Here is a 23612-nt window from a genome sequence, read left to right as displayed (position 1 = left end):
TATAATAAGTCTAATCAAAATTGAAGGAGTATATCATGACTTTTATTATTATTCTTATTATTGTCGCGGTTTTAGCATTCTTCGTTGTTGGTGCTTACAATACCTTGGTTAAAAGCCGCATGCAGACTCAGGAAGCTTGGAGTCAGATCGATGTGCAGCTCAAACGCCGTAATGACTTGATTCCTAACCTCTTGGAAACGGTCAAAGGCTATGGCAAGTACGAGCAGGCAACCTTGGAAAAGGTAACCCAACTGCGCAACCAGGTAGCTTCAGCTGCTTCACCAGCCGAAGCCATGCAAGCCAGCGACGCCCTTTCTCGTCAGATTTCTGGAATCTTTGCAGTAGCTGAAAGCTATCCAGATCTGAAAGCTAACACCAACTATTTGAAGTTGCAGGAAGAACTGACCAATACTGAAAATAAAATCGCTTATTCTCGTCAGCTTTATAATTCAGTAACTAGCAACTACAATGTCAAGTTAGAAACTTTCCCAAGCAATATTGTTGCAGGTTTGTTTGGCTTTAAAGCTGCGGACTTCCTCAAGACACCAGAAGAAGAAAAGGCTGTGCCAAAAGTTGACTTTGGCAGCACTGGACTAGGTGACTAAGATGCTATTTGATCAAATTGCCAGCAATAAAAGGAGGACTTGGCTCCTCCTTATCGCTTTTTTCGGACTCTTGGCTCTCCTTGGAGCAGCTATTGGCTATCTCTGGCTGCGGTCTACTGTTGGTGGTGTCTTGCTAGCCTTGATCATAGGAGCGATTTATGCCGGAGTGATGATTTTTCAGTCTACAGAAGTGGTTATGGCTATGAACGGGGCTCGCGAGGTCTCTGAGCAGGAAGCACCCGAACTTTATCATATTGTTCAGGATATGGCCATGGTCGCTCAGATTCCTATGCCACGTGTCTATATCGTAGAGGATCCCTCTCCCAATGCTTTTGCGACCGGATCTAAGCCTGAAAATGCAGCTGTCGCAGCAACGACAGGTATCTTGCAAATCATGAATCGTGAGGAGCTTGAGGGAGTGATTGGCCATGAAGTCAGTCATATTCGCAATTATGATATCAGAATTTCAACGATTGCTGTAGCTTTGGCCAGTGCTATTACTATGTTGTCTAGCCTAGCCGGCCGGATGATGTGGTTTGGTGGCGGACGGCGCAGCAGTAATGATCGAGATAACGATAGTGGTTTGGGAATTATTCTCCTTATCGTATCACTGATTGCCATCATTCTGGCACCTTTGGCAGCTACCTTGGTGCAGTTGGCCATTTCTCGTCAGCGGGAGTTTCTGGCTGATGCTTCCAGTGTAGAGCTGACCCGCAATCCGCAAGGGATGATCAATGCCCTACTCAAGCTGGAACGTAGCGAGCCTATGGAGCATCATGTTGATGATGCCAGTGCAGCTCTCTATATCAGCGATCCCAAAAAAGAAGGCGGACTGAAGAAACTTTTCTATACGCACCCTCCTATTTCAGAGCGGGTGGAGCGCTTGAGACATATGTAAAAGCTGGGAGAAATCTCAGTTTTTTTATTGTTTATGCTATAATGATAGACGAATAATATAGTAAGTAGGAAATGTAATGAAAAAACTAAAAACCTCTAAAGATTTATTTGCAATTTTTTATATTGTTAATTGGATTCTGTCTATAATAATAGCTCCTTTGGGTGGCTATGCAGTTATAGTTCTAATGCTATCTACTATAGAATTTCTGAGTTCAGGCAAGACAAGCATATTAATGCATTTTATGATATTTAGTATGATTTTTAAGTGTGTTGTTCTAATCTATCTGTTTATTTATCTGATTTTGAGCCTTCGTTCGCTGATTCAGAGTATAAAGACAAGCAAGGACTCGCTTCATCTGACTCCAATCAGTTTAATTCTGACTCTGTTGCTTCAGCTATTTCCATTCATCTCTGCTTTGAAAGATACGCGAACCATAGAACCTTATCGCTGGTTGATAGGGGTTGTGCCACTATGCTCGATTTTGTCTTTCCTCAGCTATCTTTACGCTCGGTATGGACTCAAAGGACAAAGAAAGAAGGCACTGCTCTGGGCAGGGCATGTGGTTAATGGCATGCTAACTTTGCTCATGATTGTAGCTTTTTTTCAGCCTATCATTCCTCAACTAACACGAACCAGCCGAGTTCTCAGCAGCTTGGAGCAGGAGTACAAAAAGCGGGGTATGGATGCTAAGGTAGAGACTGTACCAAGTGGATACGGGGAAGAAGATTCGAATAATCCAGACTTTAATGATATATACCCAATTGGGAAATTTAAAGTAACTATTGGTAAGCATTCTTTTTATGAAGAAGTTCGAGTCAATAAGGCAGGAGGCATTGAAGAAGCTGCGTTTATTGATCCGAAAACAACACCTTCTCCCATCCTGCGAGTTATTCTCCAAAAGGAAAACAGTCAAGAAAATCTAATCAAAACGAAAGAAAATGTAGAAAAAAGTCTAGATAATATAGATGAGAGTGTTAATATCATTCCTCATTATGGGAATACAGAGGTTTCTGTAGAGTACATAACTAATCCTAAGCGCTCAAAACCCAAGAGCTTTGAGGAAAAAGATTTCAAGTTAAATTCTATCTTTGATCTTACTGATGAGAAATTGCTAGAAAAAGAAGATGTTTGGATCAGTATTAGAATTGAGCTGAATCTGAAGCAAAGACTCTTTGCTTCAGATTCAGGAGAAAAATTCTTACATGATATGGACTATTCCCTCTTTCAGACAGGAAACTATGTCTTTGAGATAGAGGAGACAGACAAGGATAATGTTACTAGCAAAAAGCAGTTTTTTGCTAAAATTAAGGACGGAAAGTTAGTCCAGTTAAACAAGAACGACAGTGACCAAGACTTGACTGAAGGGTCAGTATCATTGCTAGAATACTCTTATCGTGGTAGTATAGGCTATTCCATAGACGAAGGGTATGACCACATGGTTGATTGGCCTGATTGATACAGAAAGGAATAGAAGAGGGGGATTTTATGATTCTATTCCCTCTTTTTTTAGTCAAATCTATTTTAGTTCATTAGGCAGATTTATTTTTCTTCCTTTCATTCATGTCTAAAAAATATTCGTTTAGATTTTGTTACAGTTTTATTTCAGTCATCTATAAACCTTAGATTATCCAAGTTTATTTTTGTATAAGTAAGGAAGCTACCTTTAGAAAATTCAGTGTTTTCAAGTTGTCAGGTTGAACCCTTCTGAGAATCTTATAAAATCAATATTTTCTTGAAAACTATAAAACTTTCAGAAAAAATCACTATATTGAGTATTCCTGTCTTTCAAATTAATCTATTTGTATTATTTGGAAATATAAAGTAATTTTTTTGTAACATATTCGAAATATATTACTAGTATATTAAATTTAGTAAAAAATTTTATTGCATATATGAAACCGAGGGCTCAATATGTTGAAAACATTTGGAAAAATTTTCAAAGTCATTAGAGAATCAAAAAATATGTCTCTTAAAGAGGCGGCAGCCGGAGATATTTCAGTGGCTCAGCTGTCTCGTTTTGAGCGGGGAGTCAGTGGTATTACGCTTGATTCTTTCTATTGCTGCTTAAAGAATATGGCTGTTTCTCTAGACGAATTTCAGTATGTTTACCATAACTACATTGAGGCAGATGATGCGCTTTTCTCAAAAAAAGTAGCTGATGCTTATCAGGAAAACAATGTCGTCAAGCTCCAAAGTATATTAGCTAGCTCAGAAGCTTTGGCTAAAAAGTTCCCTGAGAAGAAGAATTATAGGCTTAATACAATTGTTGTTAGAGCAGTATTGTCTTCCTGCAGTCCAGATTTTCAGATTAGCAAGAAAGATGTAGAATTTCTGACCGATTATCTCTTTTCCGTTGAGGAGTGGGGGCGTTATGAGCTCTGGCTCTTTACTAATAGTGTGGATCTATTGACCTTGGAAACACTGGAGACCTTTGCTAGTGAGATGATTAACCGCACCCAGTTTTATAATAATCTACCGGAGAATCGCCGGCGTATTATCAAGATGCTGCTTAATGTTATCAGCGTCTGCATAGAGAGTAATCATTTGCTGGTTGCTATGAGATTCCTCAATTATCTTGACCATTCTAAAATCCCTGAGACAGATCTTTATGATCGGATGCTGATTAAGTATCATAGGGCTCTTTATTCCTACAAGGTTGGGAATAGCTATGCTCTGAGCGATATTGAGGAGTGCTTATCTTTCTTGGAATTTTTAGATTCTTTCGGTGTTGCCCAGAAGCTCAAAGCTCAGTTTGAAAGGATTTGCCTTTCCCAGTTGCAGATGTGCAAATAAAATAGACTCATTTCTAAAAATATACTAGAATAAGAGTATAACTTTATACCAAATTCAGAAGGAGGCTTTATGATGGAGAAAAAAATTCATTATAAGATGCATAAAGTTAAGAAGAACTGGGTAGCCATCGGTGTGACTACCTTAGCACTTATCGTAGCACCAAAAGTACTTGGTCTCGAAGCAGGTCTTGTCCACGCTGATGATGTTAAGCAGGTGGCAGTTCAAGAACCAACTGCAGCTCAGGATAGTGGCTCAGGGCAGCCAGTTCAAGTACAAGCTAACTCAGCTTCTCAGTTGGAAGCAGAAAAAGCAACTTCTGCAGACAAGGTGACTGATGCTGCTGTAGCCAGTGAAAAAACTGTTGAAACTGCAGCAAATACGGAAGCAGCTGCTACTCAAGAGCCAGCTAAGCCGGCAGTAGCAGAAGCAGCAACTACAGAAAAAGCGGCCGTTGCTGAAGAAGCAAAAGCAGCTAATGCAACATCAGAAACTGCTAAAACTGCAGCAATTGCTCAAGATAGACAAGCAAGTCCAGCAACTGCTGACAAACAAGCAAAGAAGACTGTTACAGACAAGATTGTTGCAAATCCAAAGGTTGCAAAGAAAGACCGTTTGCCAGAACCGGCTCAAAGACAGGGAGCGATAGCTGAAAGAATGCTTGCTGCTCAAGCCCAAGCGGCACCTGTTAATACTGAGCATGATGATGATGTCTTATCTCACATTAAGACGATTGATGGCAAGAAATATTATGTTCAGGACGACGGTACAGTTAAAAAGAATTTCGCTGTTGAGCTCAATGGAAAAGTTCTTTATTTCGATGCAGAGACCGGAGCTTTGGTTGATTCAGCTGAGTATCAATTCCAGCAAGGTACTAGCAGCCTCAACAATGAATTTACCAGAATGAATGCCTTCCATGGTACAACGGATAAGGACATCGAAACAGTAGATGGCTATTTGACAGCAGATAGCTGGTACCGTCCAAAAGCTATCCTCAAGGATGGAAAAACATGGACAGCATCAACAGAAACAGACCTACGTCCCCTTTTAATGGCTTGGTGGCCTGATAAGCAAACGCAGATTAGCTATCTCAACTATATGAACCAGCAAGGTTTGGGAGCAGGAGCTTTTGAAAACAAAGTGGAACAAGCTATCCTGACAGGTGCTTCTCAGCAGGTTCAGCGCAAAATTGAAGAAAGAATCGGTAAAGAAGGCGATACTAAATGGCTGAGAACACTGATGGGCGCATTTGTCAAAACTCAGCCAAACTGGAACATTAAGACAGAGTCTGAAACAACCGGTACTAATAAGGACCACTTGCAAGGTGGAGCTCTGCTTTATACCAATAATGAGAAGACCTCTCATGCTAATTCTAAGTACCGCATCCTGAACCGCACACCAACCAACCAAACTGGTACACCTAAGTACTTCATTGACAAGTCAACCGGTGGTTATGAGTTCCTGCTAGCTAACGACTTTGACAACTCTAATCCAGCTGTTCAGGCTGAGCAACTCAACTGGCTGCACTTTATGATGAACTTTGGTAGCATAGTAGCCAATGATTCGACTGCTAACTTTGACGGAGTCCGTGTCGATGCGGTAGATAATGTTAATGCAGACTTGCTTCAGATTGCCTCTGACTACTTCAAGTCTCGCTACAAGGTTGGAGAAAGTGAAGAGCAGGCTATCAAGCACCTGTCTATCTTGGAAGCTTGGTCTGACAATGACCCTGACTACAACAAGGACACCAAGGGTGCTCAATTGCCGATTGATAACAAACTTCGTCTGTCCTTGCTTTATTCGTTCATGCGGAAGCTTTCTGTCCGTAGCGGAGTAGAGCCAACGATTACGAATAGTCTGAATGACCGCTCTGCTGAAAAGAAAAATGGCGAACGGATGGCCAACTATATCTTTGTTCGGGCACATGACAGTGAAGTACAAACCGTTATTGCAGACATCATACGGGAAAATATCAATCCAAATACTGATGGTTTGACCTTTACCATGGATGAGCTCAAGCAAGCCTTCAAGATTTACAACGAAGATATGCGTAAGGCGGACAAGAAGTATACGCAGTTCAATATCCCAACTGCTCATGCTCTCATGCTCTCCAACAAAGACTCTATCACTCGGGTCTACTATGGCGATCTCTACACAGATGACGGCCAATACATGGAGAAAAAATCTCCTTACCACGACGCTATCGATGCACTTTTGCGTGCTCGGATTAAGTATGTAGCTGGTGGACAGGACATGAAAGTCACCTATATGGGTGTACCTCGTGAGGCTGATAAATGGTCTTACAATGGAATTTTGACTTCTGTTCGTTATGGTACTGGTGCCAACGAAGCAACGGATGAAGGAACAGAAGAGACCCGCACCCAAGGGATGGCAGTTATTGCTTCTAACAACCCGAATCTCAAGCTGAACGAGTGGGATAAACTGCAAGTCAATATGGGAGCAGCCCATAAGAATCAATACTACCGTCCTGTGCTCTTGACGACCAAAGATGGTATTTCCCGCTATCTAACTGATGAAGAAGTGCCGCAATCCCTCTGGAAGAAGACAGATGCCAATGGTGTTTTGACCTTTGATATGAATGATATCGCAGGCTACAGCAATGTCCAAGTTTCTGGTTATCTGGCTGTTTGGGTACCAGTTGGTGCTAAGGCAGATCAGGATGCTCGTGTAGCAGCCAGCAAGAAGAAAAATGGCAGCGGTCAGGTTTACGAGTCTAGCGCAGCTCTTGATTCTCAGCTGATTTATGAAGGTTTCTCTAACTTCCAAGACTTTGCAACTCGAGATGACCAATATACCAATAAAGTCATTGCTAAAAATGTCAACCTCTTCAAGGAATGGGGAGTGACTTCATTTGAGCTGCCGCCGCAGTATGTATCTAGCCAGGACGGGACTTTCCTAGATTCTATCATCCAGAATGGTTATGCCTTTGAAGACCGCTATGATATGGCAATGAGTAAAAATAATAAATATGGTTCTTTAAATGACCTGCTCAATGCTCTCCGTGCTCTTCATAGTGTCAATATCCAAGCCATTGCGGACTGGGTGCCAGACCAAATCTACAATCTGCCAGGCAAAGAAGTAGTAACAGCAACTCGTGTAAACAACTACGGAACCTACCGTGAAGGTGCAGAAATCAAGGAAAAACTTTACGTTGCCAATACTAGAACGAATGGTACAGACTATCAAGGCAAGTATGGTGGAGCCTTCTTGGATGAACTCAAAGCTAAATACCCAGAAATCTTTGAACGAGTACAGATTTCCAACGGTCAAAAGATGACGACTGATGAGAAGATTACCAAGTGGTCAGCTAAATACTTCAACGGTACCAATATCTTAGGTCGTGGTGCTTACTATGTTCTTAAAGATTGGGCTAGCAACGAATATCTCAACAACAAGAATGGTGAGATGGTACTGCCTAAGCAACTGGTCAATAAGAAAGCTTCCACTGGATTTGTTAGTGATGCTAATGGTACTAAGTACTATTCAACTAGTGGATATGAGGCTAAGAATGCCTTTATCCAAGATGAAAATGGAAATTGGTATTACTTCAACAACCGCGGCTATCTGGTAACAGGCGCACAAGAAATTGACGGCAAGCAAGTTTATTTCCTCAAGAATGGTATTCAGCTGCGAGACTCTCTCCGTGAAGATGAAAACGGCAACCAGTATTACTACGATAAGACTGGTGCCCAAGTTCTCAACCGTTACTACACTACTGATGGCCAAAACTGGCGTTACTTTGATGCCAAGGGTGTCATGGCTAGAGGTTTGGTAACTCTGGGTGGCAATCAGCAATTCTTCGACCAAAACGGCTACCAAGTCAAGGGCAAGATTGCGCGTGCCAAGGATGGTAAACTTCGTTACTTTGACAAGGATTCAGGTAACGCTGCTACTAATCGCTTTGCCCAAGGAGATAATCCAAGTGACTGGTACTATTTCGGAGCAGATGGAGTTGCTGTAACAGGTCTTCAAAAACTTGGCCAGCAAACACTTTACTTCGACCAAGATGGCAAGCAAGTCAAAGGTAAAATCGTGACACTTGCAGACAAGAGTATCCGTTACTTCGATGCTAATTCCGGAGAAATGGCAGTCGGCAAGTTTGCAGAAGGTGCCAAGAACGAATGGTATTACTTTGATCAGGCTGGTAAAGCAGTGACAGGTCTTCAGAAGATTGGTCAACAAACCCTTTACTTCGACCAAGATGGTAAGCAAGTCAAAGGTAAAGTAGTAACTCTGGCTGATAAATCTATTAGTTACTTCGATGCCAACTCAGGAGAAATGGCAGCTAATAAGTTTGTTGAAGGTGCCAAGAACGAATGGTATTACTTCGATCAGGCTGGTAAAGCAGTGACAGGTCTTCAGAAGATTGGTCAACAAACCCTTTACTTCGACCAAAATGGTAAGCAAGTCAAAGGACAGCTAGTAACTCTGGCTGATAAATCTATCCGTTACTTCGATGCCAACTCAGGAGAAATGGCATCCAACAAGTTTGTTGAAGGTGCTAAGAACGAATGGTACTACTTCGATCAGGCTGGTAAAGCAGTGACCGGTTTGCAGCAGATTGGTCAACAAACCCTTTACTTCGACCAAAATGGCAAGCAAGTCAAAGGTAAGATTGTCTATGTCAATGATGCTAATCGTTACTTTGATGCCAATTCAGGAGAAATGGCGCGCAATAAATGGATTCAGCTAGAAGATGGAAGTTGGATGTACTTTGACCGCAATGGTAGAGGCAGACGCTTCGGCTGGAACTAATAGCAATAAAAATAGCTGAAACTTAATCTTTAGCTTTCTAATAGACAAAAACGATAACTTCTTATTTTGAAGTTATCGTTTTTTGCTGTCTTCTGGGAGAACAAACATAAAAACAAAATTAAATCTATCAAATTTCTTTAATATCTTTCTTTTTTTCAATAGATAGGAGCAGAGCAATCACACCGATAATGCTGAAGATTAGCCAGCTAGCGTTCATATTCCAGAGGGCCAGGCTGCTGAAGACCATAGTACCAAAGGGAACAGAGAAAGAAAAGAGCAGACTCAGAAAGCTGGAAGTCTGAGCGAGAACATCAGAAGGCAATTTGCTCAGTAAGAGGGTGTTGATTTTGGGATTGATCTTGCCAGAGATATAAGCTAGTAAAAAACCAAAAGCAATGCCGACGAAAACAGGCAGATGCAAGAAATTGCTGACGGCAAGCAGAATCATGGTAAGAGCAGCCCAGAGGGTTAGTTGATTTAGAGAGAGACGGCTAAAGTAATCGTTGGGAGTCAGGCTGGCGATGACCATGGCTAGGACAAGAGCCGTCTGAAGAACCAAGAGCGACTGGCTAAAGGATAGCTGGAAGATGGGATTGTCCAGCAAGTAGAGGTTATAAAGAGCTATAAGAGAACCTGCCATAGCGTTGACGACTAGGATTTGAGCCAGCAGTTTGAGAAAATTGTTAGAACCTTCCTGTTCGAAGATGAGTTTGGACGATGTGTACATTTTCTTCAATTCTTCTTTCAGAGGAGCTTTTTTCTCAGAAATTACGACGGGGTCATGGGTCAATCGGCGGCGGACTAGGTAGAGGATGGTGGAGGATAGGAGAAAGGTCAGGGCGTTAACCAACGCCACTAGGAAAAAGTCTTGCTGGCTGACGGTTAAGAGCCAAACTCCCAAAGCTTGTCCGGCCAGGCTACAAAGAAAGCTGATAAGCTGGGTAAAAGAGAAGGCTTCCATAAGGTCTTTCTCTGGAACATTCTTTTTTAAAATCGGCATTTGCAGGCCGCTACGGTAATCGCTGATAATATCTGAAAGAATATTCATCAAGCAGACGGCTGAAAAGGCTAGATAAGAGCTGGAGCGAGTCATGGAGGCAACAAGGACAAAGAGCAGGGCTTGAAGATAACCAAAATGAATCAGCCAACGAGTTTTATGGATAGTCTTGTCAGCTTTGATGCCGGCAAAGATAGTAAAGAATGTCGGAACCAGGACGATAAAATTAGCCACAGCAATAGCAAACTTGGGATTGGGCATGCTGGAAGCAAATACCACAAAAACAATATTGAAAATAGAAGCTCCCAAGGTGTTGAAGATTCTGGAAAGGCTGAGTGAGGCATAGACCCCATTTTTAAAGAATAATTTCATCGTAGACTCCTTTTCTAAACTGCAAGATTGTATAAAAGCTGATTGGGTGCATCTGTAATCTAGCTTTTTTCTCTTTCTGATGACCATTATAGACCGTTTAAAGCCAAAAACAAGGGCTTTTCGGCAACTGGTCAGGTCTCATAAGCAAGTGGTAAAATTCTGAAAGTGACTTGCGCTAGCTCTTTCTGTTTTTAGTATAAAATAGAAAATCTAAGCCACAGGAAATGTTGCATATGTTCAACGTTTTTTGAGTATAATTGTTAAAATGAGTAAGTTGGAGTGTATTTTGCATCAAAAAAACCACTTCCCAACTCAACATCGCTGAGTTTAAAAGTGGAGATTTGCATTATTTGCTATATTTTTGAAAAGCAGTATCAAGAGCTTCTTGATAATAGTCAGCGCTATGCTGACAGTTCAAGATTCGGAAAATGTCGACAGATTGCTTCATTTGAGTGAGTCCCTCTTCTTTTTGCCCTTTCAAACAAGCTAACTCTCCCTGAGCAAAGAGATAGACAATTCGGAAGTAAGTCTCATTTTCTTCGTAAAAGTGTCGCTCAATGACTTGTTGGAAATAGTCTGCCTGGGTGATATTTTCCTGACTGATGGCCAGAAGATAGCCATTAAGAAAAGTAGTGTGCAGGGTGTTGCGATTGTTGGCAAACAAGGCTGCGAAATCCTTTCTTGAGAGGATTTCCTTGGTGTATTGAGAAAACAAATCTAGAGATAAAACCGGAGTGCAGACAGAGAAGAGATTGAGCTCGTAGCGCCCCCAAATATCAACTGAAAAGAGGTAATCATGCAGGAAATCAAGCTCGCCTGGTCGGGCCTTTTCAGACTCTTTGAGGGCACAGAGATAGGCCTTTACAATTAGGCGCTCAACCCAATCGCTAGCGCGCTTGCTTTTTTGAGTAATTTTTTCTTTTTCCAGATAAAGTTCTTCTAAGAGCTTAAGCTGATTGGCTTGCAGCAGGTCGTGGATTTGGCTTAAGAGTTCCTTGTGAGAATGATGGCTCTGGATGCCGGCTGCAAGGGTAAATTCTTCCGTTTCCGTGTGGATAGCGCTGAGCGCGCTAAAAAGTTTCTGTGCCGAAAGTTCGCTCTGCCCATTTTCAAAGCGAGAGAGCATAGATTTTGAAAATTCTCCACCAGTGGCCTCGGATAAAGAGATGTGCCTAGCCTCTCGAAAAAATCTAAAAACCTGTCCTAGATGTTCCATTGTCTTCCCTCCTTGCAATTTATTATAACAAAATAATTTTCAATAACAGCGGAGCGCCCAAACATGATATAATAAAAGAAAAAAACAAAGAGGAACTTATGTTGCATATTCAAGAAATTCGGAAGAATCCAGATGGACTAGCCTTTGAGAAAAAGCTGGACTTGGCAGAGGAGTTAAAAGAGCGCAATCCTGAGATTTTAGATGTTCAGGATATTGTAGCCAGTGGAAAGGTTCAATATGAAGACGGCCTTTATTTTCTAGATTATGACCTGTCTTATACCATTACCTTGACGTCCAGTCGCAGCATGGAGCCGGTGGAGCTCAAGGAGTCTTATCTAGTCAACGAAATTTTCATGGAAGAAGGACAGGCCGCATCGCAGGATATGATTGATCAGGACTTGGTGCTGCCGATTGAAAATGGCGAGATTAATGTAGCCGAGAGTGTAGCTGATAATATCTTGCTGAATATTCCACTGAAAATCCTAACAGCTGAGGAAGAAGCTGGTCAAGGTTTTCTGTCTGGTCAGGACTGGCAGGTTATGACGGAAGAGGAATTCGCCGCTGCTCAAGAAGCTCAAAAAGAGAAGAACAATCCTTTCGCCGGTTTGCAAGGGCTTTTTGATGAATAATTCTTGTAAAAATCTTGAAAATAATTTGAGAATTTGAAATAATTTGTTATACTAAGTATAAAAAGAAAATAGACAATGAAAATTGTCTTATAGAAGGAGATTTAATGGATACATTTTTCTTTCCAACCTGGTTGATTCCAGTAATTATTGGTTTGGTTGTCCTTGTCGTACTTTTAGTGAAAGGCTATGTTAACGCACGCCCTAACGAAGTAGTTGTAATTACAGGACTTCGTAAACAGCGTCACCTTCGTGGTAAAGCTGGATTTATGATTCCTTTTGTAGAGCAGCGCTCTTATTTGGATATTGAACAGTTCTCAACAGATGTTCGCACATCTGAAGCGGTACCGACTCTGGACTTTATCAATGTACGTGCTGATGCAGCTGTTAAGCTAAAAATCGGAACGACCGATGAAATGATTGCTCGTGCAGCGGAAAACTTTCTTAATTGGAATACAATTGATATTTCCAACTCTGTTCAAGATGTCTTGGAAGGAAATCTCCGGGAAGTAATTGGTCAGATGGAATTGCGTAAGATGGTCAATGACCGTCAGGAATTTGCCTCAAAAGTTCAGGACAACGTAGCTCCTGATCTGGCTAAGATGGGATTAGAAGTCATTGCCTTCACCGTTCAGTCTTTCTCTGATGAAGGTGGTGTGATTGATAATCTCGGTATTGAAAATGTCGAAACCATCAAAAAAGATGCCCTAATTGCAAAGGCTAAAGCTGAACGTGAGCGCAAGGAAGTAGAAGCGGAGCAGGACAAGTTGGCAAACGACAAGCGAGTAGCTGCTGACTTAGAAATTGCTCAAAAGCAAAATGAACTGAAACTGAAACAAGCTGCCCTCAAGCAGGAAGCAGATATAGCGCAAGCTAAGGCTGATGCGGCTAAAGGGATTGAGGCTGAAGTACAGCGTCGCGAACAAGAACGTGTGGCTGCCGAAGCTAATATCATGAAGCAAGAGAAAGAAGCCGAAGTCAAGGAACGCGAAGTTAAGGTTCGGGAGCAAGAACTGGATGCTAACATCCGCAAACAGGCTGAAGCGGAGAAATACTCTCGTCAACAAGCAGCGGAAGCACAATTGATTGAGCGTCAACGTCAAGCCGAGGCGGAACTCTTTGAAACACAAAAAGAAGCCGAAGCTCGCAAGGCCCAAGCCGAGGCTGAGAAATTTGCGCAACTACAAGAAGCTGAAGCCATTGAAGCAAAGGGACGTGCTGAAGCCGAAGCTATTCGTCTTAAGCTAGAAGCTGAAGCAGAAGGTTTGGATAAAAAAGCAGAAGCCATGAAGAAGATGCAGGAAGCTGCGATTACTGAGATGATTGTAGATAAACTGCCAGAAATTGCCCGTGCTGTAGCAGAGCCGCTTACTAAAGTGGACAAAATCACTATGTATGGTGAAGGCAATGCTTCTAAGATGGTTGGTGATATCATGCAGAGTATTGACCAAGTATCGCAAGGTGCAGGCTTCGATATCCGTCAACTCCTAGCAGGAGCTCTTGGTGTTAATATGACGGTTAACAAGCTAAAACAAGATGAGCAACCTGTCATTGAAGCTGCAAATCTTGACACCGACAAAAAATAAAAGAAAAGGTAAATTGCTATGACCCGCACCCCAAAAGTTAGACAGAAAATCTAACTTTTGGGGTGTTTTTAATCTGAAATTAAGTCATACAAATAAACTAGGTGTATAACCTAAAAAGAATGGTGCTTCTCGGGTTCAGATTGACCTCAAATATAATATAGCTGTCTCAAATCTTTAGTGTTATTTGCCTGACTTAAAGCAATAAATAATTGAGAAAATTCTAGTAGATGACCAACTCCATATAATAAGCTCCCAGACTGAGTTTGGGAGCTTATTGATTTATATCTTCTGTTTGCCCTTGATAGTGGTAAATGCAGAGTCGGTTTGCTTGGTCTGGGCGGCTGACAGTAAAGTGGAAGTAATGGTCTTTCTTATCCAAGCTTTTGGTCTTGGAGAGTTTGAAATAAGTGGCTTGGCGGCTGGCCATGTGGAGTAGGATGTCATCTTCCATGACCATCAGAGGCTGGAGAAGATTGGAAAATTGATAAAAATCCTCTTGAAATTGATAGTAATTCTGAGAAAAATAGTCAAATTGAAGTTCCTCATGTTCATTCTGAATGGTCATATGCGCCTCCTGAAGCTTGTATGGAAAGAATCTGATGGATAGCAAGACCTTTGTAATGGTCACCTTCCTGCAGGAGGACCTGCTTGCAGTTCAGCTGGAAGACGGTAGCAGTAACGTCGGTCAGCTTTCCCTGATTAAGAAATGTTATTCGGATGGGAACTTGCTGGCTGTAGGCCTGACTGAGTAAGTGGAATTTTTCCTGTCTGTCAAGCTGGGTCAGGCGACTGATATCTAGTTCTTTTTTGGCCAGAGCAGTGCTGTGTTCAGAGAGGAAAAAGCCTGCCCATTTAGACATGCCCCGATCCTGAAAGTCACGAGCCGACTGATAGGGGAGATAAGAGCGGTCGGTCATGATAAGCCCTCCAACCCTCCAGCAGAATGGCCACCGGTTAGCTTGCTTCGAGCGATGGAACGAGAGGAGTCCAGTAAGGCCGAGCCCTTAAGCAAAGAGGTAAAGCCGAAGCAATCTCTAATGCGGTCAATCGTCAGCTGGAGTTCCTCTTCTTTTTGAACTTGCAGGGGATCGTCAAAGAGAGAAATCAGACCATAGCCTTGATCGACGAAGTCACTGTAAAAAACGCCAATCTGTCGGATAGCCCCGCCCTGATATTTAGAACGAAAAAGCTGAACCACGATTTGAGCCAGTCGCTCGCTGTTATTAGTGGGCTCAATTTTTCTCTGTGTATGAATGGAAGGAAGGCGCTCCTGCTTTGAATAGCGGGCATGGATAGAAACACGCTGGCATTTCTTGTCGGTCCGTCTGAGTCGGATGGCGACCTGCTCCGCCATTTCTCGGAAAACAAGCTCAATCTCTGCCTGCTGTCTATAATCTCGGGGGAGAATTTGCGAATTTCCCAGGCCGTGTGACTTAACCTGATAAGGCTTATGAACATTGCTTTCATCAATGCCATGAGCGTGAAACCAAAGCTGGAGGCCCATGACCCCCATTTCTTTTTTGAGAATATCGGGGTTAAAGTGAGCCAAATCATAAATGGAGTAGATTCCCAGCTTTTTCAGACGGGTGGCTGTTCGGTGGCCGATGCCCCAAAAATCTGTCATTGTCGGAATGGTCCAAACCTTGCTGGGAACATCCTCATAGGACCAGTTGACCCGCATCTTTTTTGTGTGTTTTGCTTCAATATCCAAGGCTAGCTTAGCTAGAAGAGGATTGGCGTTGCTCAGGCCGATAGAGGCATAAATCCCAGTCTTCTTCCATATAGCCTGTTGAATGCGGGCAGCCAGCAGATCTAGTTTGGTCCTGCGGTCTAGCGTCTGATCGGGAATGAAGTAGTTGATAGAGCTTGTCAAATCTAAGAAGCCCTCATCGATTGAGTAGGGGAAAATATCATCGGGAGCCGCAAAATCCTGGAAAATCTTTTGGATTTCCATGTTTTTCTGGATATAGTAGTTCATCCGAGGTGGGACCAATAGGGTCTTTTGAGCAGCGTCTTCAATAAAGCGTACATAATCTGCTGTAATGGGTAGTCCCTGCTTGTGGGCAGCAGCAAAGTTGAACTTACGGGTGTGGACATCAAAAGGAAGATTATAGCTTCGGCTGACATTTTGGCTGCCGAAATTCTTTTTAAAGAGTGGGGTGGCAGCTAGGATTAGTCCGGCAGAATTTTCAATTCGGCTCATGACACAGAGCGAGGTTTTTAAAGGGTCAAGACCAAGAGCGATGCATTCACAAGAGGCGTAAAAACTTTTCATATCCACAAAAGCAATGTCTGAATGGGGCTCGCGTGAATAATCAAATAGGACCATAACTTACACCTCAATCGGCAGAAAATGTCCGACTACGATACCAACAATGCTAGGCTGATCTTCATAGGGAGCAAAGAGATCCTCGTAGTCAGGATTGATAGACTCTAGGCGTAGACCTTCAGCTTCACGGTAGATTTTTTTGATATAGGTCTTGCCATTCCACATAAGAGCATAGACTGCCCCATCGTAGTCAAATCCTGTCTGTTTCATAAGTGCAACAGAACCATTGGGATACTTGGGCTCCATAGAATCCCCAGAGACCCAGGATGCAAAGTCGTGCTGGATATCTTGATCAAAGTAGACAGTTTCGTAGTCTGTTTCATTGTCATAGTAACTGTGACCGCGACCTGCAGCCAGCTCAACGGATAGAACTTTATAGGCTGTAAGGGAGCTAACCTTGCGCTGTCTCTCTAAGAGCCGACTAGCGAGCTTGTCTACTTCTTTTTTATGTGGTGGAGTTAGTAAAGGGTAGGTGTAGAGCGCGCTGGTCTCATCCACAAAGTAGTTCTCTTGGACCTTGAGACAGGTGGCCAACCTCCTGAGATTTTTTGCGTGGGGTTCTGCTAGACCATTTTCCCAAGCAGAGTAAGTCTTTCGAGAGACGCCCAGCTCTTGGTAAATGGAAGCCTGAGTCAAATTAAGCTCCAGCCGGCGTTTTTTTAATTTTTCATGAGAAAACATACTACACCTCCTATGTAACGTTTTGAAAGTTACATATAGTATACCAGATGAAATTGAGAAAAGCAAGTTCTTTATTGAGTATTGTTATTTCCAGCAAGAATGTGGTAAACTGTAGAAAGAATCTAGCTTGGAGGTAGAGAGATGTTTCCTATGACAGCAAAGACGATCATGACAGAAGAAGCTTACCGCCGTTTCGCTTGGGCCAACTTTTGGTATAAAAAGAATGGCATCTTCTCACTGATTCTCCCTGAGATAGTGGTGCTGATATGCGGTGCAATCTGTTTTTTTATCGGAGAACCTTTGGCAGGCGTAGCTTTTCTTGTTATTGTGGCTGTCCTTCCTTTTCTTTACTACCTGTCTATGAATCGACATATTAAAAAGTTTTATAGAGGCAACCCCCTCTGGCATGATATAGAGCAGGAATTTAACTTTTATGAGACGGATTTTCAGGTCTTTAATCGTAATCATACCTCTCGATATGACTATCAAGATATTGTGGCGATTATAGACAAGCCAGAAACTTTTGATATCATGGTTGGCCGGTCAATGGGACTGATCTTGGATAAGGCAGACTGTCAGCCTGAATTAATTGATTTTTTACTAAAACTAAAAGAAAGCAGAAGTCTCTAATCTTGAGCCACTTCTGTTTTTTGTCTGTCCAGTTTTCAAAAAATTGGCCTCTTGTGCGATGTGTGTTATAATGTTTTTTATGAGAGTTGTGGCAGGTAAATACGGGGGCAGGCCCCTCAAGACTTTGGACGGCAAGACGACTAGGCCTACGACCGATAAGGTCAAGGGGGCAATTTTTAATATGATTGGTCCCTATTTTGACGGCGGTCGGGTGCTGGATCTTTATGCTGGGAGCGGGAGTTTGGCTATTGAAGCTATTTCGCGAGGTATGGAAACAGCTGTCTTAGTCGAAAAGGATCGCAGAGCTCAGGCTATTATTTCAGAAAATATTCAGATGACAAAGGAGCCGGAACGTTTTGACTTGCTCAAGATGGAGTCTGGCCGAGCCTTGGAAATGTTGACGGGGGCTTTTGACTTAGTTCTCTTGGATCCGCCTTATGCCAAGGAGCAGATTGTGGAGGACCTTGAGAAGCTGGAGGAGCGTCGGCTCTTGAGTCAAGATGTTCTGGTAGTCTGTGAGACAGACAAGGAAGTAGAGCTGCCGGAGGAAATTGCAGGGCTGGGCATTTGGAAGCAGAAGATATATGGAATTTCAAAGGTGACGGTGTATGTCAGATAAGATAGGATTATTCACAGGGTCTTTTGATCCGATGACCACAGGGCATGTCGACCTGATTGAGCGGGCCAGTAGGCTCTTTGACAAGCTCTATGTAGGAATTTTCTATAACCGAGAAAAGGCTGGTTTTTTCACAATAGAAGCCAGAGAGCGCATGGTCAAAGAAGCTCTACAGCATTTGGATAATGTCGAGGTCATCACTTCTCAGAATGAGCTAGCAGTGACAGTGGCCAGAAGACTGGGAGCCAAGGCTTTTGTACGCGGTCTCCGAAATAGTCAAGATCTAGACTATGAAGCCAATATGAACTTTTTCAATCAGGAATTGGCAGGAGAGCTGGAGACGATTTTCTTGCTCAGCAAGCCAGTCTATCAGCATATCAGTTCATCACGTATGCGTGAGCTGATTGCTTTTCAGCAGGATATCGCAGCCTATGTGCCCCAAAGTGTAATCAAAGAATTAGAAAGAATCAACAATGAAAAGAATTAAGAAGTTTATATTGCCGACGGTCATTGGCGTCACTATTGCCTTTTTTATAGCAGCTCTTTGGGTTCGTCTGCCTTATTATATAGAAGTTCCTGGTGGTGCCGAGGATGTTCGTCAGGTCTTGCTGGTTGATAATCAGGCTGACAAGGAAGCGGGTTCCTACAACTTTGTGACGGTCGGAGTAGAGCAGGCAACCTTTGCTCATCTGGTCTATGCTTGGCTGACCCCTTTTACAGATATTTATTCTGCCAAGGATATGACGGGTGGCTCCACGGACGATGAGTTTAATCGGATCAACCAGTTTTACATGGAAACATCGCAAAATATGGCCAAATATCAAGGGTTGACGACGGCTGGTAAAGAGATCAAAATGGACTATTTGGGGGTTTATGTCCTGCAGGTAGCTGATAACTCAACCTTCAAAGGAGTTCTCAATATTGCTGATACAGTAACTGGTGTCAATGACAAGACATTTGAAAGCTCTGAAGAGCTGGTCAAGTATGTCAACTCGCAGAAGCTTGGGGATAAGGTCAAGGTGACTTTCCAAGAGGATGGTCAGGAGAAATCAGCAACCGGAAAGATTATCAAGCTAGAGAACGGTAAGAACGGGATTGGGATTAGTCTGATAGACCGGACGGAAGTCAGCAGTAATATTCCAATTACATTTTCAACTGAGGGTATCGGCGGTCCTAGTGCTGGTCTCATGTTTAGCTTAGCCATTTATACTCAGTTGGCTGATCCGACTCTTCGTGATGGCCGCGATATTGCAGGGACTGGCAGCATCAGCCGTGAAGGTGAAGTTGGCGAAATCGGCGGAATCGATAAGAAAGTCGTTTCAGCAGCCCAAAGCGGAGCAGATGTTTTCTTTGCACCCAACAATGAACTTACAGAGGAAGAGAAGAAGCTTTCTCTCAATGGGAAAAACAACTACCAAACGGCTCTGGAGACAGCCAAGAAGATTAAAACGGATATGAAAATTGTTCCGGTTAAAACGCTGCAGGATGCCATTGACTATCTGAAAAAGAACAAGTAAGATCTTAGCTTTTGCTAAGATTTTTCTTGTGAAATAGACAAAATCAGCTGGTCTTCTCTGCTTTAAATCGTCTGACTTTTTTCAGAAAGATATTTTTGATGAAAAGTCCGCGAAATACTGGCTGATTTATGATAAAATAAAGTGTTGTAGATAAACTATCCAAGATTGTTAAAGGAAGAGTATGCGTAAAGATATTTCACCTGAATTGTATAATTATAATAAATTCCCAGGACCAGAGTTTAAACAGATTGACAGCAAGATTGTTGCAGAAAAATTCGAGTTTGAATTGATTGAGAACTATAAGGAAGGCTTTGACTTGACGGCCTTTCATCAGCGCTTTTCAGAAATTCTCACCAAGTTTGACTATATTGTCGGTGACTGGGGCAATGAGCAGCTGCGCCTGCGTGGTTTTTACAAGGACGAGCGGGCTAATGAAAGCGATGAGAAGATTAGCCGCTTAGAAGACTATTTGCTGGAGTACTGCAGCTACGGCTGTGCTTATTTTGTCTTGGAAAATCCAAATCCCCAGCGCGCTTCCTTTGATAAGAAATCGCATGGCAAGAAAGAGACAGAAAGTCGTTCGAAACGTTCTCGCAACAGCCGTTCTGGGAGCAACCGTAATCGCAGAAGCGAGCGAGACCGAGACAGTCGTTCTAAAAGGGACAATAAGCGCTCTCGCAACAATTCCCAGCAAGATAGGCAGAAAAAGCAAAAAGACAGCAATCGTCACTTTGTCATCCGTCAAAAATAAAGGAGAAACATGAAACCATCTATTTATAGTTTAACACGTCAGGAAATGATTGAATGGGCGGAAGCTCAGGGAGAAAAGAAATTCCGTGCTGCCCAGATTTGGGAGTGGCTTTATCGCAAGCGGGTCCAGTCTTTTGAAGAGATGACCAATCTGTCCAAGGACTTGATTGCCAAGCTAAATGATCAGTTTGTCGTCAATCCGCTTAAACAGCGTATCGTCCAAGAGTCTGCTGACGGTACGGTCAAGTACCTTTTTGAGCTGCCGGACGGTATGCTGATTGAGACGGTACTCATGCGTCAGCACTATGGACTTTCTGTCTGTGTGACCACCCAAGTTGGCTGTAATATCGGTTGTACCTTCTGCGCTTCCGGCTTAATTAAAAAGCAACGTGACCTCAATAACGGTGAAATTGTTGCTCAGATTATGCTGGTTCAGAAGTATTTTGATGAGCGTGGTCAGGATGAGCGGGTCAGCCACATCGTGGTTATGGGAATCGGCGAGCCTTTTGATAACTATGACAATGTGCTCAAGTTTGTCCGGACGGTCAATGATGATAAAGGTTTGGCTATCGGTGCCCGCCATATCACGGTTTCGACCTCAGGGCTGGCGCATAAGATTCGCGACTTTGCCAATGAAGGTGTGCAGGTTAATCTAGCTGTATCCCTCCATGCCCCGAATAATGATTTGCGGACCAGCATCATGCGGATTAACCGGTCCTTCCCTATCGAAAAGCTTTTTGCGGCTATCGAATACTATATTGAGACGACCAACCGCAGGGTGACCTTTGAGTACATCATGCTCAATGAAGTCAATGACGGTGTAGAGCAAGCCAAGGAACTGGCTGAGCTGCTCAAGAACATTAAGAAGCTATCTTATGTCAATCTCATTCCTTATAACCCCGTTAGCGAGCACGACCAATACAGCCGCAGTCCCAAAGAGCGCGTGATGGCTTTCTATGATACCCTCAAGAAAAACGGAGTTAACTGCGTGGTTCGTCAGGAACATGGAACGGATATTGATGCAGCCTGTGGCCAGCTACGTTCTAATACCATGAAGCGTGATCGCGAGAAAGCATTGGTAGAAAATGTTCAGCCTTAAGAACTATCTGACTTCAGACGGTGAGCTGACAGCTAAGGGGCGGAAATTGCTGGTAGGGGGAAGCTGGCTCTATTTCTTGATGCTTTGCATTCTGTGTTTTATTCCTCAGGTTCCAGAGCCGGGAATGGAGACGCCGGGAGTCCAGTATTTTGGCCGAATAGTGGTTTTGTTAATCCCTTTTAATTCCTTTGTTAATATTGGCGAGATTACTTCTTGGATCCAGCTGGTCAAGGTCTTTATCCAAAATCTAGCCAATATCTTCTTACTGTCGCCATTAATCTTTCAATTGCTTTGGCTCTTTCCAAAATTGCGGAAGACCAAGAAGGTTGTATGGTTGAGCTTTGGGATGAGTCTGTCTATTGAAGTGACTCAGATTCTGCTGGACCTTCTAATCAACGCCAATCGAGTCTTTGAGATTGATGATCTCTGGACCAATACTTTGGGTGGTTATCTGGCTTGGCGGGCATTTCAGCTTGGTCAGAAAATCTGGAAAAATCGTCAAGATGACGCTTTCAAAAGAGATTAGCGAGAGAAAGGTTCGGATTTAGGTTGAAAAATTAAATTTTTTCTTGACAAGAAAAAGGGAAAGGCCTATAATAAAATAAATCATCAGAAAAGTAATAATTTTTTCTACTTTCAGGGAGCCTGTGGTTGGTGGAAACAGGTAGTGGAGGATTATGAAGTGGGCTGATGTAAAAAATGAATTTGAAGCAATAAAAATTCGGTGAGCACACCTTACAGTGCAACTTGTTGTTAGACAAGACAGAGATATGGTGGCAATCTATACTTTGCTCCATAATTGAGGTGGCACCGCGATTTTACGCCCTCACACAGAGTTTTTTTCTGTGTGTGGGCTTTTGTTTTGTTTGAAAATAAAGAAAAGAGGCAATTAAGATGACAGAAACTAAAGGATATTTTGGACAATTCGGTGGCTCCTTTGTACCGGAGCCTATCCAGGCCTTGCTGGATGAATTGGAAGCGACTTTTGAGAAGTATAAGGATGACCCAGAATTTTTAAATGAATACCGACATTATTTGTCAGATTATTCAGGCCGGGAAACTCCGCTCTACTATGCAGAAAGTCTGACCCAGCATCTGGGCGGAGCTAAGATTTATATGAAGCGGGAAGATCTCAATCATCTGGGCTCGCATAAGCTCAATAATGTTTTGGGGCAGATTCTTCTAGCTAAGCGCATGGGCAAGACCCGAGTTATTGCTGAAACTGGAGCTGGTCAGCATGGTGTGGCAACTGCGGCAGCCGCAGCTAAGTTTGGTATGAAGTGCGATGTCTACATGGGTGCAGAGGATGTAGAGCGCCAGCGCCTTAATGTCTTCCGCATGGAAATGATGGGTGCGACTGTTCACGCTGTGGAAACAGGCACCAAAACCCTCAAGGATGCTGTGGATGCAGCTTTTGGAGCTTGGATGAGCGATTTGGAAGCCTTCTATGTTTTGGGTTCTGCTGTCGGACCTCACCCTTATCCGACCATTGTCCATGAGTTCCAAAAGGTGATCAGTGAAGAATCTCGCCGTCAGATTTTGGACAAGGAAGGCCGCTTGCCGGACTATGTCATTGCCTGCGTAGGCGGTGGCTCCAATGCTATCGGTGCCTTCTCCCAGTATGTTGCGGATGAAGAAGTCAAGTTAGTGGGGGTTGAAGCGGCTGGACGGGGTCTTGATACAGACCAGCATGCGGCGACCATGACCAAGGGAAGTGTCGGAGTAGTGGACGGTATGAAGACTTACGCTGTCTTTGCTGAAGATGGTCAGGTCGCACCAGTTTACTCCATTTCAGCAGGCTTGGACTATCCTGGAGTTGGTCCCGAACATGCTTTCTTTAAAGATTCTGGCCGAGTAGAATACGTAGCCGCGACAGATGATGAAGCTGTGGATGCCTTGCTCCTCTTGACACAAAAGGAAGGAATTTTGCCGGCAATCGAAAGCTCCCATGCCATTGCTGAAGCTATCAACCGAGCTCCGCAACTGTCATCTGATCAAATCATCATTATCAATGTATCTGGTCGCGGAGACAAGGATGTGGCAGCCATTGCCGACTATCTAGAAAAACGAAAATAATATACCCAGCAGAAGAGTAGTAATGTCCCTCCTTTCAGAGAGTCTGTG

General features: G+C 43.1%; 21 protein-coding genes and 1 other annotated feature. Of the genes, 15 read left to right on the top strand and 6 right to left on the bottom strand.

What is annotated here, in order from left to right:
• The first annotated feature begins 35 nt into the window (after positions 1-35).
• The 5 genes from ELZ47_RS08725 (at position 36) to ELZ47_RS08705 (ending at position 9069) form a co-directional block, all read left to right on the top strand.
• Positions 36-605, top strand: coding sequence for a LemA family protein (locus ELZ47_RS08725; protein ID WP_125405523.1), 570 nt, complete (start codon positions 36-38; stop codon positions 603-605).
• Between the two features lies 1 nt (position 606).
• Positions 607-1503 (top strand): zinc metalloprotease HtpX, encoded by an 897-nt coding sequence (htpX, locus tag ELZ47_RS08720; RefSeq protein WP_126435824.1) that lies wholly within the window; start codon positions 607-609, stop codon positions 1501-1503.
• 76 nt (positions 1504-1579) lie between these two features.
• Positions 1580-2959, top strand: coding sequence for an ABC transporter permease (locus ELZ47_RS08715; protein ID WP_126435823.1), 1380 nt, complete (start codon positions 1580-1582; stop codon positions 2957-2959).
• A gap of 455 nt (positions 2960-3414) precedes the next feature.
• A complete protein-coding gene (locus ELZ47_RS08710; RefSeq protein ID WP_002898077.1) occupies positions 3415-4296 on the top strand; it encodes a helix-turn-helix domain-containing protein in 882 nt (293 codons plus the stop codon).
• Positions 4297-4365: 69 nt separating this feature from the next.
• Positions 4366-9069: a glycoside hydrolase family 70 protein gene (locus tag ELZ47_RS08705; RefSeq protein WP_126435822.1), complete on the top strand. Its 4704-nt coding sequence runs from the start codon at positions 4366-4368 to the stop codon at positions 9067-9069.
• Between the two features lie 127 nt (positions 9070-9196).
• On the opposite strand, the gene ELZ47_RS08700 is transcribed toward ELZ47_RS08705, so the two are convergent.
• Both ELZ47_RS08700 and ELZ47_RS08695 read right to left on the bottom strand, forming a co-directional pair.
• Entirely contained in the window at positions 9197-10438 is a 1242-nt protein-coding gene (locus ELZ47_RS08700; protein WP_126435821.1) for a transporter, read from the bottom strand.
• A gap of 346 nt (positions 10439-10784) precedes the next feature.
• Entirely contained in the window at positions 10785-11654 is an 870-nt protein-coding gene (locus tag ELZ47_RS08695; RefSeq protein ID WP_126435820.1) for an Rgg/GadR/MutR family transcriptional regulator, read from the bottom strand.
• A 98-nt stretch (positions 11655-11752) separates the two neighbouring features.
• Between ELZ47_RS08695 and ELZ47_RS08690 the strand changes: the two genes are divergently transcribed.
• Positions 11753-12283, top strand: a complete 531-nt coding sequence (locus ELZ47_RS08690) for a YceD family protein (RefSeq protein ID WP_009659842.1) — start codon at positions 11753-11755, stop codon at positions 12281-12283.
• A 104-nt stretch (positions 12284-12387) separates the two neighbouring features.
• A complete protein-coding gene (locus tag ELZ47_RS08685) occupies positions 12388-13866 on the top strand; it encodes a flotillin family protein (protein ID WP_126435819.1) in 1479 nt (492 codons plus the stop codon).
• 271 nt (positions 13867-14137) lie between these two features.
• Here ELZ47_RS08685 and ELZ47_RS08680 read toward each other — a convergent pair whose 3' ends face one another.
• Genes ELZ47_RS08680 through ELZ47_RS08665 form a run of 4 tightly spaced genes read right to left on the bottom strand, consistent with a single transcriptional unit; the run spans position 14138 to position 16876 of the window.
• Positions 14138-14431 carry a DUF5960 family protein gene (locus ELZ47_RS08680; protein ID WP_126435818.1) on the bottom strand — a complete coding sequence of 98 codons (294 nt, stop codon included), beginning with the start codon at positions 14429-14431 and terminating at the stop codon, positions 14138-14140.
• Positions 14415-14783, bottom strand: coding sequence for a hypothetical protein (locus tag ELZ47_RS08675; RefSeq protein WP_126435817.1), 369 nt, complete (start codon positions 14781-14783; stop codon positions 14415-14417). The genes ELZ47_RS08680 and ELZ47_RS08675 overlap by 17 nt, the downstream gene beginning before the upstream one ends.
• On the bottom strand, positions 14780-16195 hold the full coding sequence (locus ELZ47_RS08670) for a Y-family DNA polymerase (RefSeq protein ID WP_126435816.1): 1416 nt from the start codon (positions 16193-16195) through the stop codon (positions 14780-14782). The genes ELZ47_RS08675 and ELZ47_RS08670 overlap by 4 nt, the downstream gene beginning before the upstream one ends.
• 3 nt (positions 16196-16198) lie before the next feature.
• Positions 16199-16876 (bottom strand): helix-turn-helix domain-containing protein, encoded by a 678-nt coding sequence (locus ELZ47_RS08665; RefSeq protein WP_126435815.1) that lies wholly within the window; start codon positions 16874-16876, stop codon positions 16199-16201.
• Positions 16877-17017: 141 nt separating this feature from the next.
• On the opposite strand from ELZ47_RS08665, the gene ELZ47_RS08660 reads away from it, so the two are divergent.
• The 8 genes from ELZ47_RS08660 to trpB all read left to right on the top strand — a co-directional run bounded on the left by ELZ47_RS08660 (position 17018) and on the right by trpB (position 23564).
• Positions 17018-17506, top strand: coding sequence for a YcxB family protein (locus tag ELZ47_RS08660; RefSeq protein ID WP_126435814.1), 489 nt, complete (start codon positions 17018-17020; stop codon positions 17504-17506).
• Between the two features lie 70 nt (positions 17507-17576).
• Positions 17577-18125 carry a 16S rRNA (guanine(966)-N(2))-methyltransferase RsmD gene (gene rsmD / locus ELZ47_RS08655; RefSeq protein ID WP_164549598.1) on the top strand — a complete coding sequence of 183 codons (549 nt, stop codon included), beginning with the start codon at positions 17577-17579 and terminating at the stop codon, positions 18123-18125.
• Complete coding sequence (gene coaD, locus ELZ47_RS08650) at positions 18115-18609, top strand: pantetheine-phosphate adenylyltransferase (RefSeq protein WP_126435813.1); 495 nt, start codon at positions 18115-18117, stop codon at positions 18607-18609. Before rsmD ends, coaD begins: the two co-directional genes overlap by 11 nt.
• On the top strand, positions 18596-19639 hold the full coding sequence (locus ELZ47_RS08645; RefSeq protein WP_126435812.1) for a SepM family pheromone-processing serine protease: 1044 nt from the start codon (positions 18596-18598) through the stop codon (positions 19637-19639). Before coaD ends, ELZ47_RS08645 begins: the two co-directional genes overlap by 14 nt.
• 181 nt (positions 19640-19820) lie before the next feature.
• Positions 19821-20390, top strand: a complete 570-nt coding sequence (locus tag ELZ47_RS08640; protein ID WP_126435811.1) for a YutD family protein — start codon at positions 19821-19823, stop codon at positions 20388-20390.
• A gap of 9 nt (positions 20391-20399) precedes the next feature.
• Positions 20400-21488, top strand: coding sequence for a 23S rRNA (adenine(2503)-C(2))-methyltransferase RlmN (gene rlmN / locus ELZ47_RS08635; RefSeq protein ID WP_002911938.1), 1089 nt, complete (start codon positions 20400-20402; stop codon positions 21486-21488).
• On the top strand, positions 21475-22014 hold the full coding sequence (locus tag ELZ47_RS08630; RefSeq protein WP_118105324.1) for a VanZ family protein: 540 nt from the start codon (positions 21475-21477) through the stop codon (positions 22012-22014). Before rlmN ends, ELZ47_RS08630 begins: the two co-directional genes overlap by 14 nt.
• Before the next feature lie 70 nt (positions 22015-22084).
• Positions 22085-22319 (top strand) — a binding site (T-box leader).
• Between the two features lie 63 nt (positions 22320-22382).
• On the top strand, positions 22383-23564 hold the full coding sequence (gene trpB, locus ELZ47_RS08625) for a tryptophan synthase subunit beta (protein WP_125330625.1): 1182 nt from the start codon (positions 22383-22385) through the stop codon (positions 23562-23564).
• Positions 23565-23612: the final 48 nt, after the last annotated feature.

The organism is Streptococcus sanguinis, assembly GCF_900635155.1.
Lineage (GTDB): Bacteria > Bacillota > Bacilli > Lactobacillales > Streptococcaceae > Streptococcus > Streptococcus sanguinis_G.
This window is presented reverse-complemented; position numbering and strand designations above follow the sequence as displayed.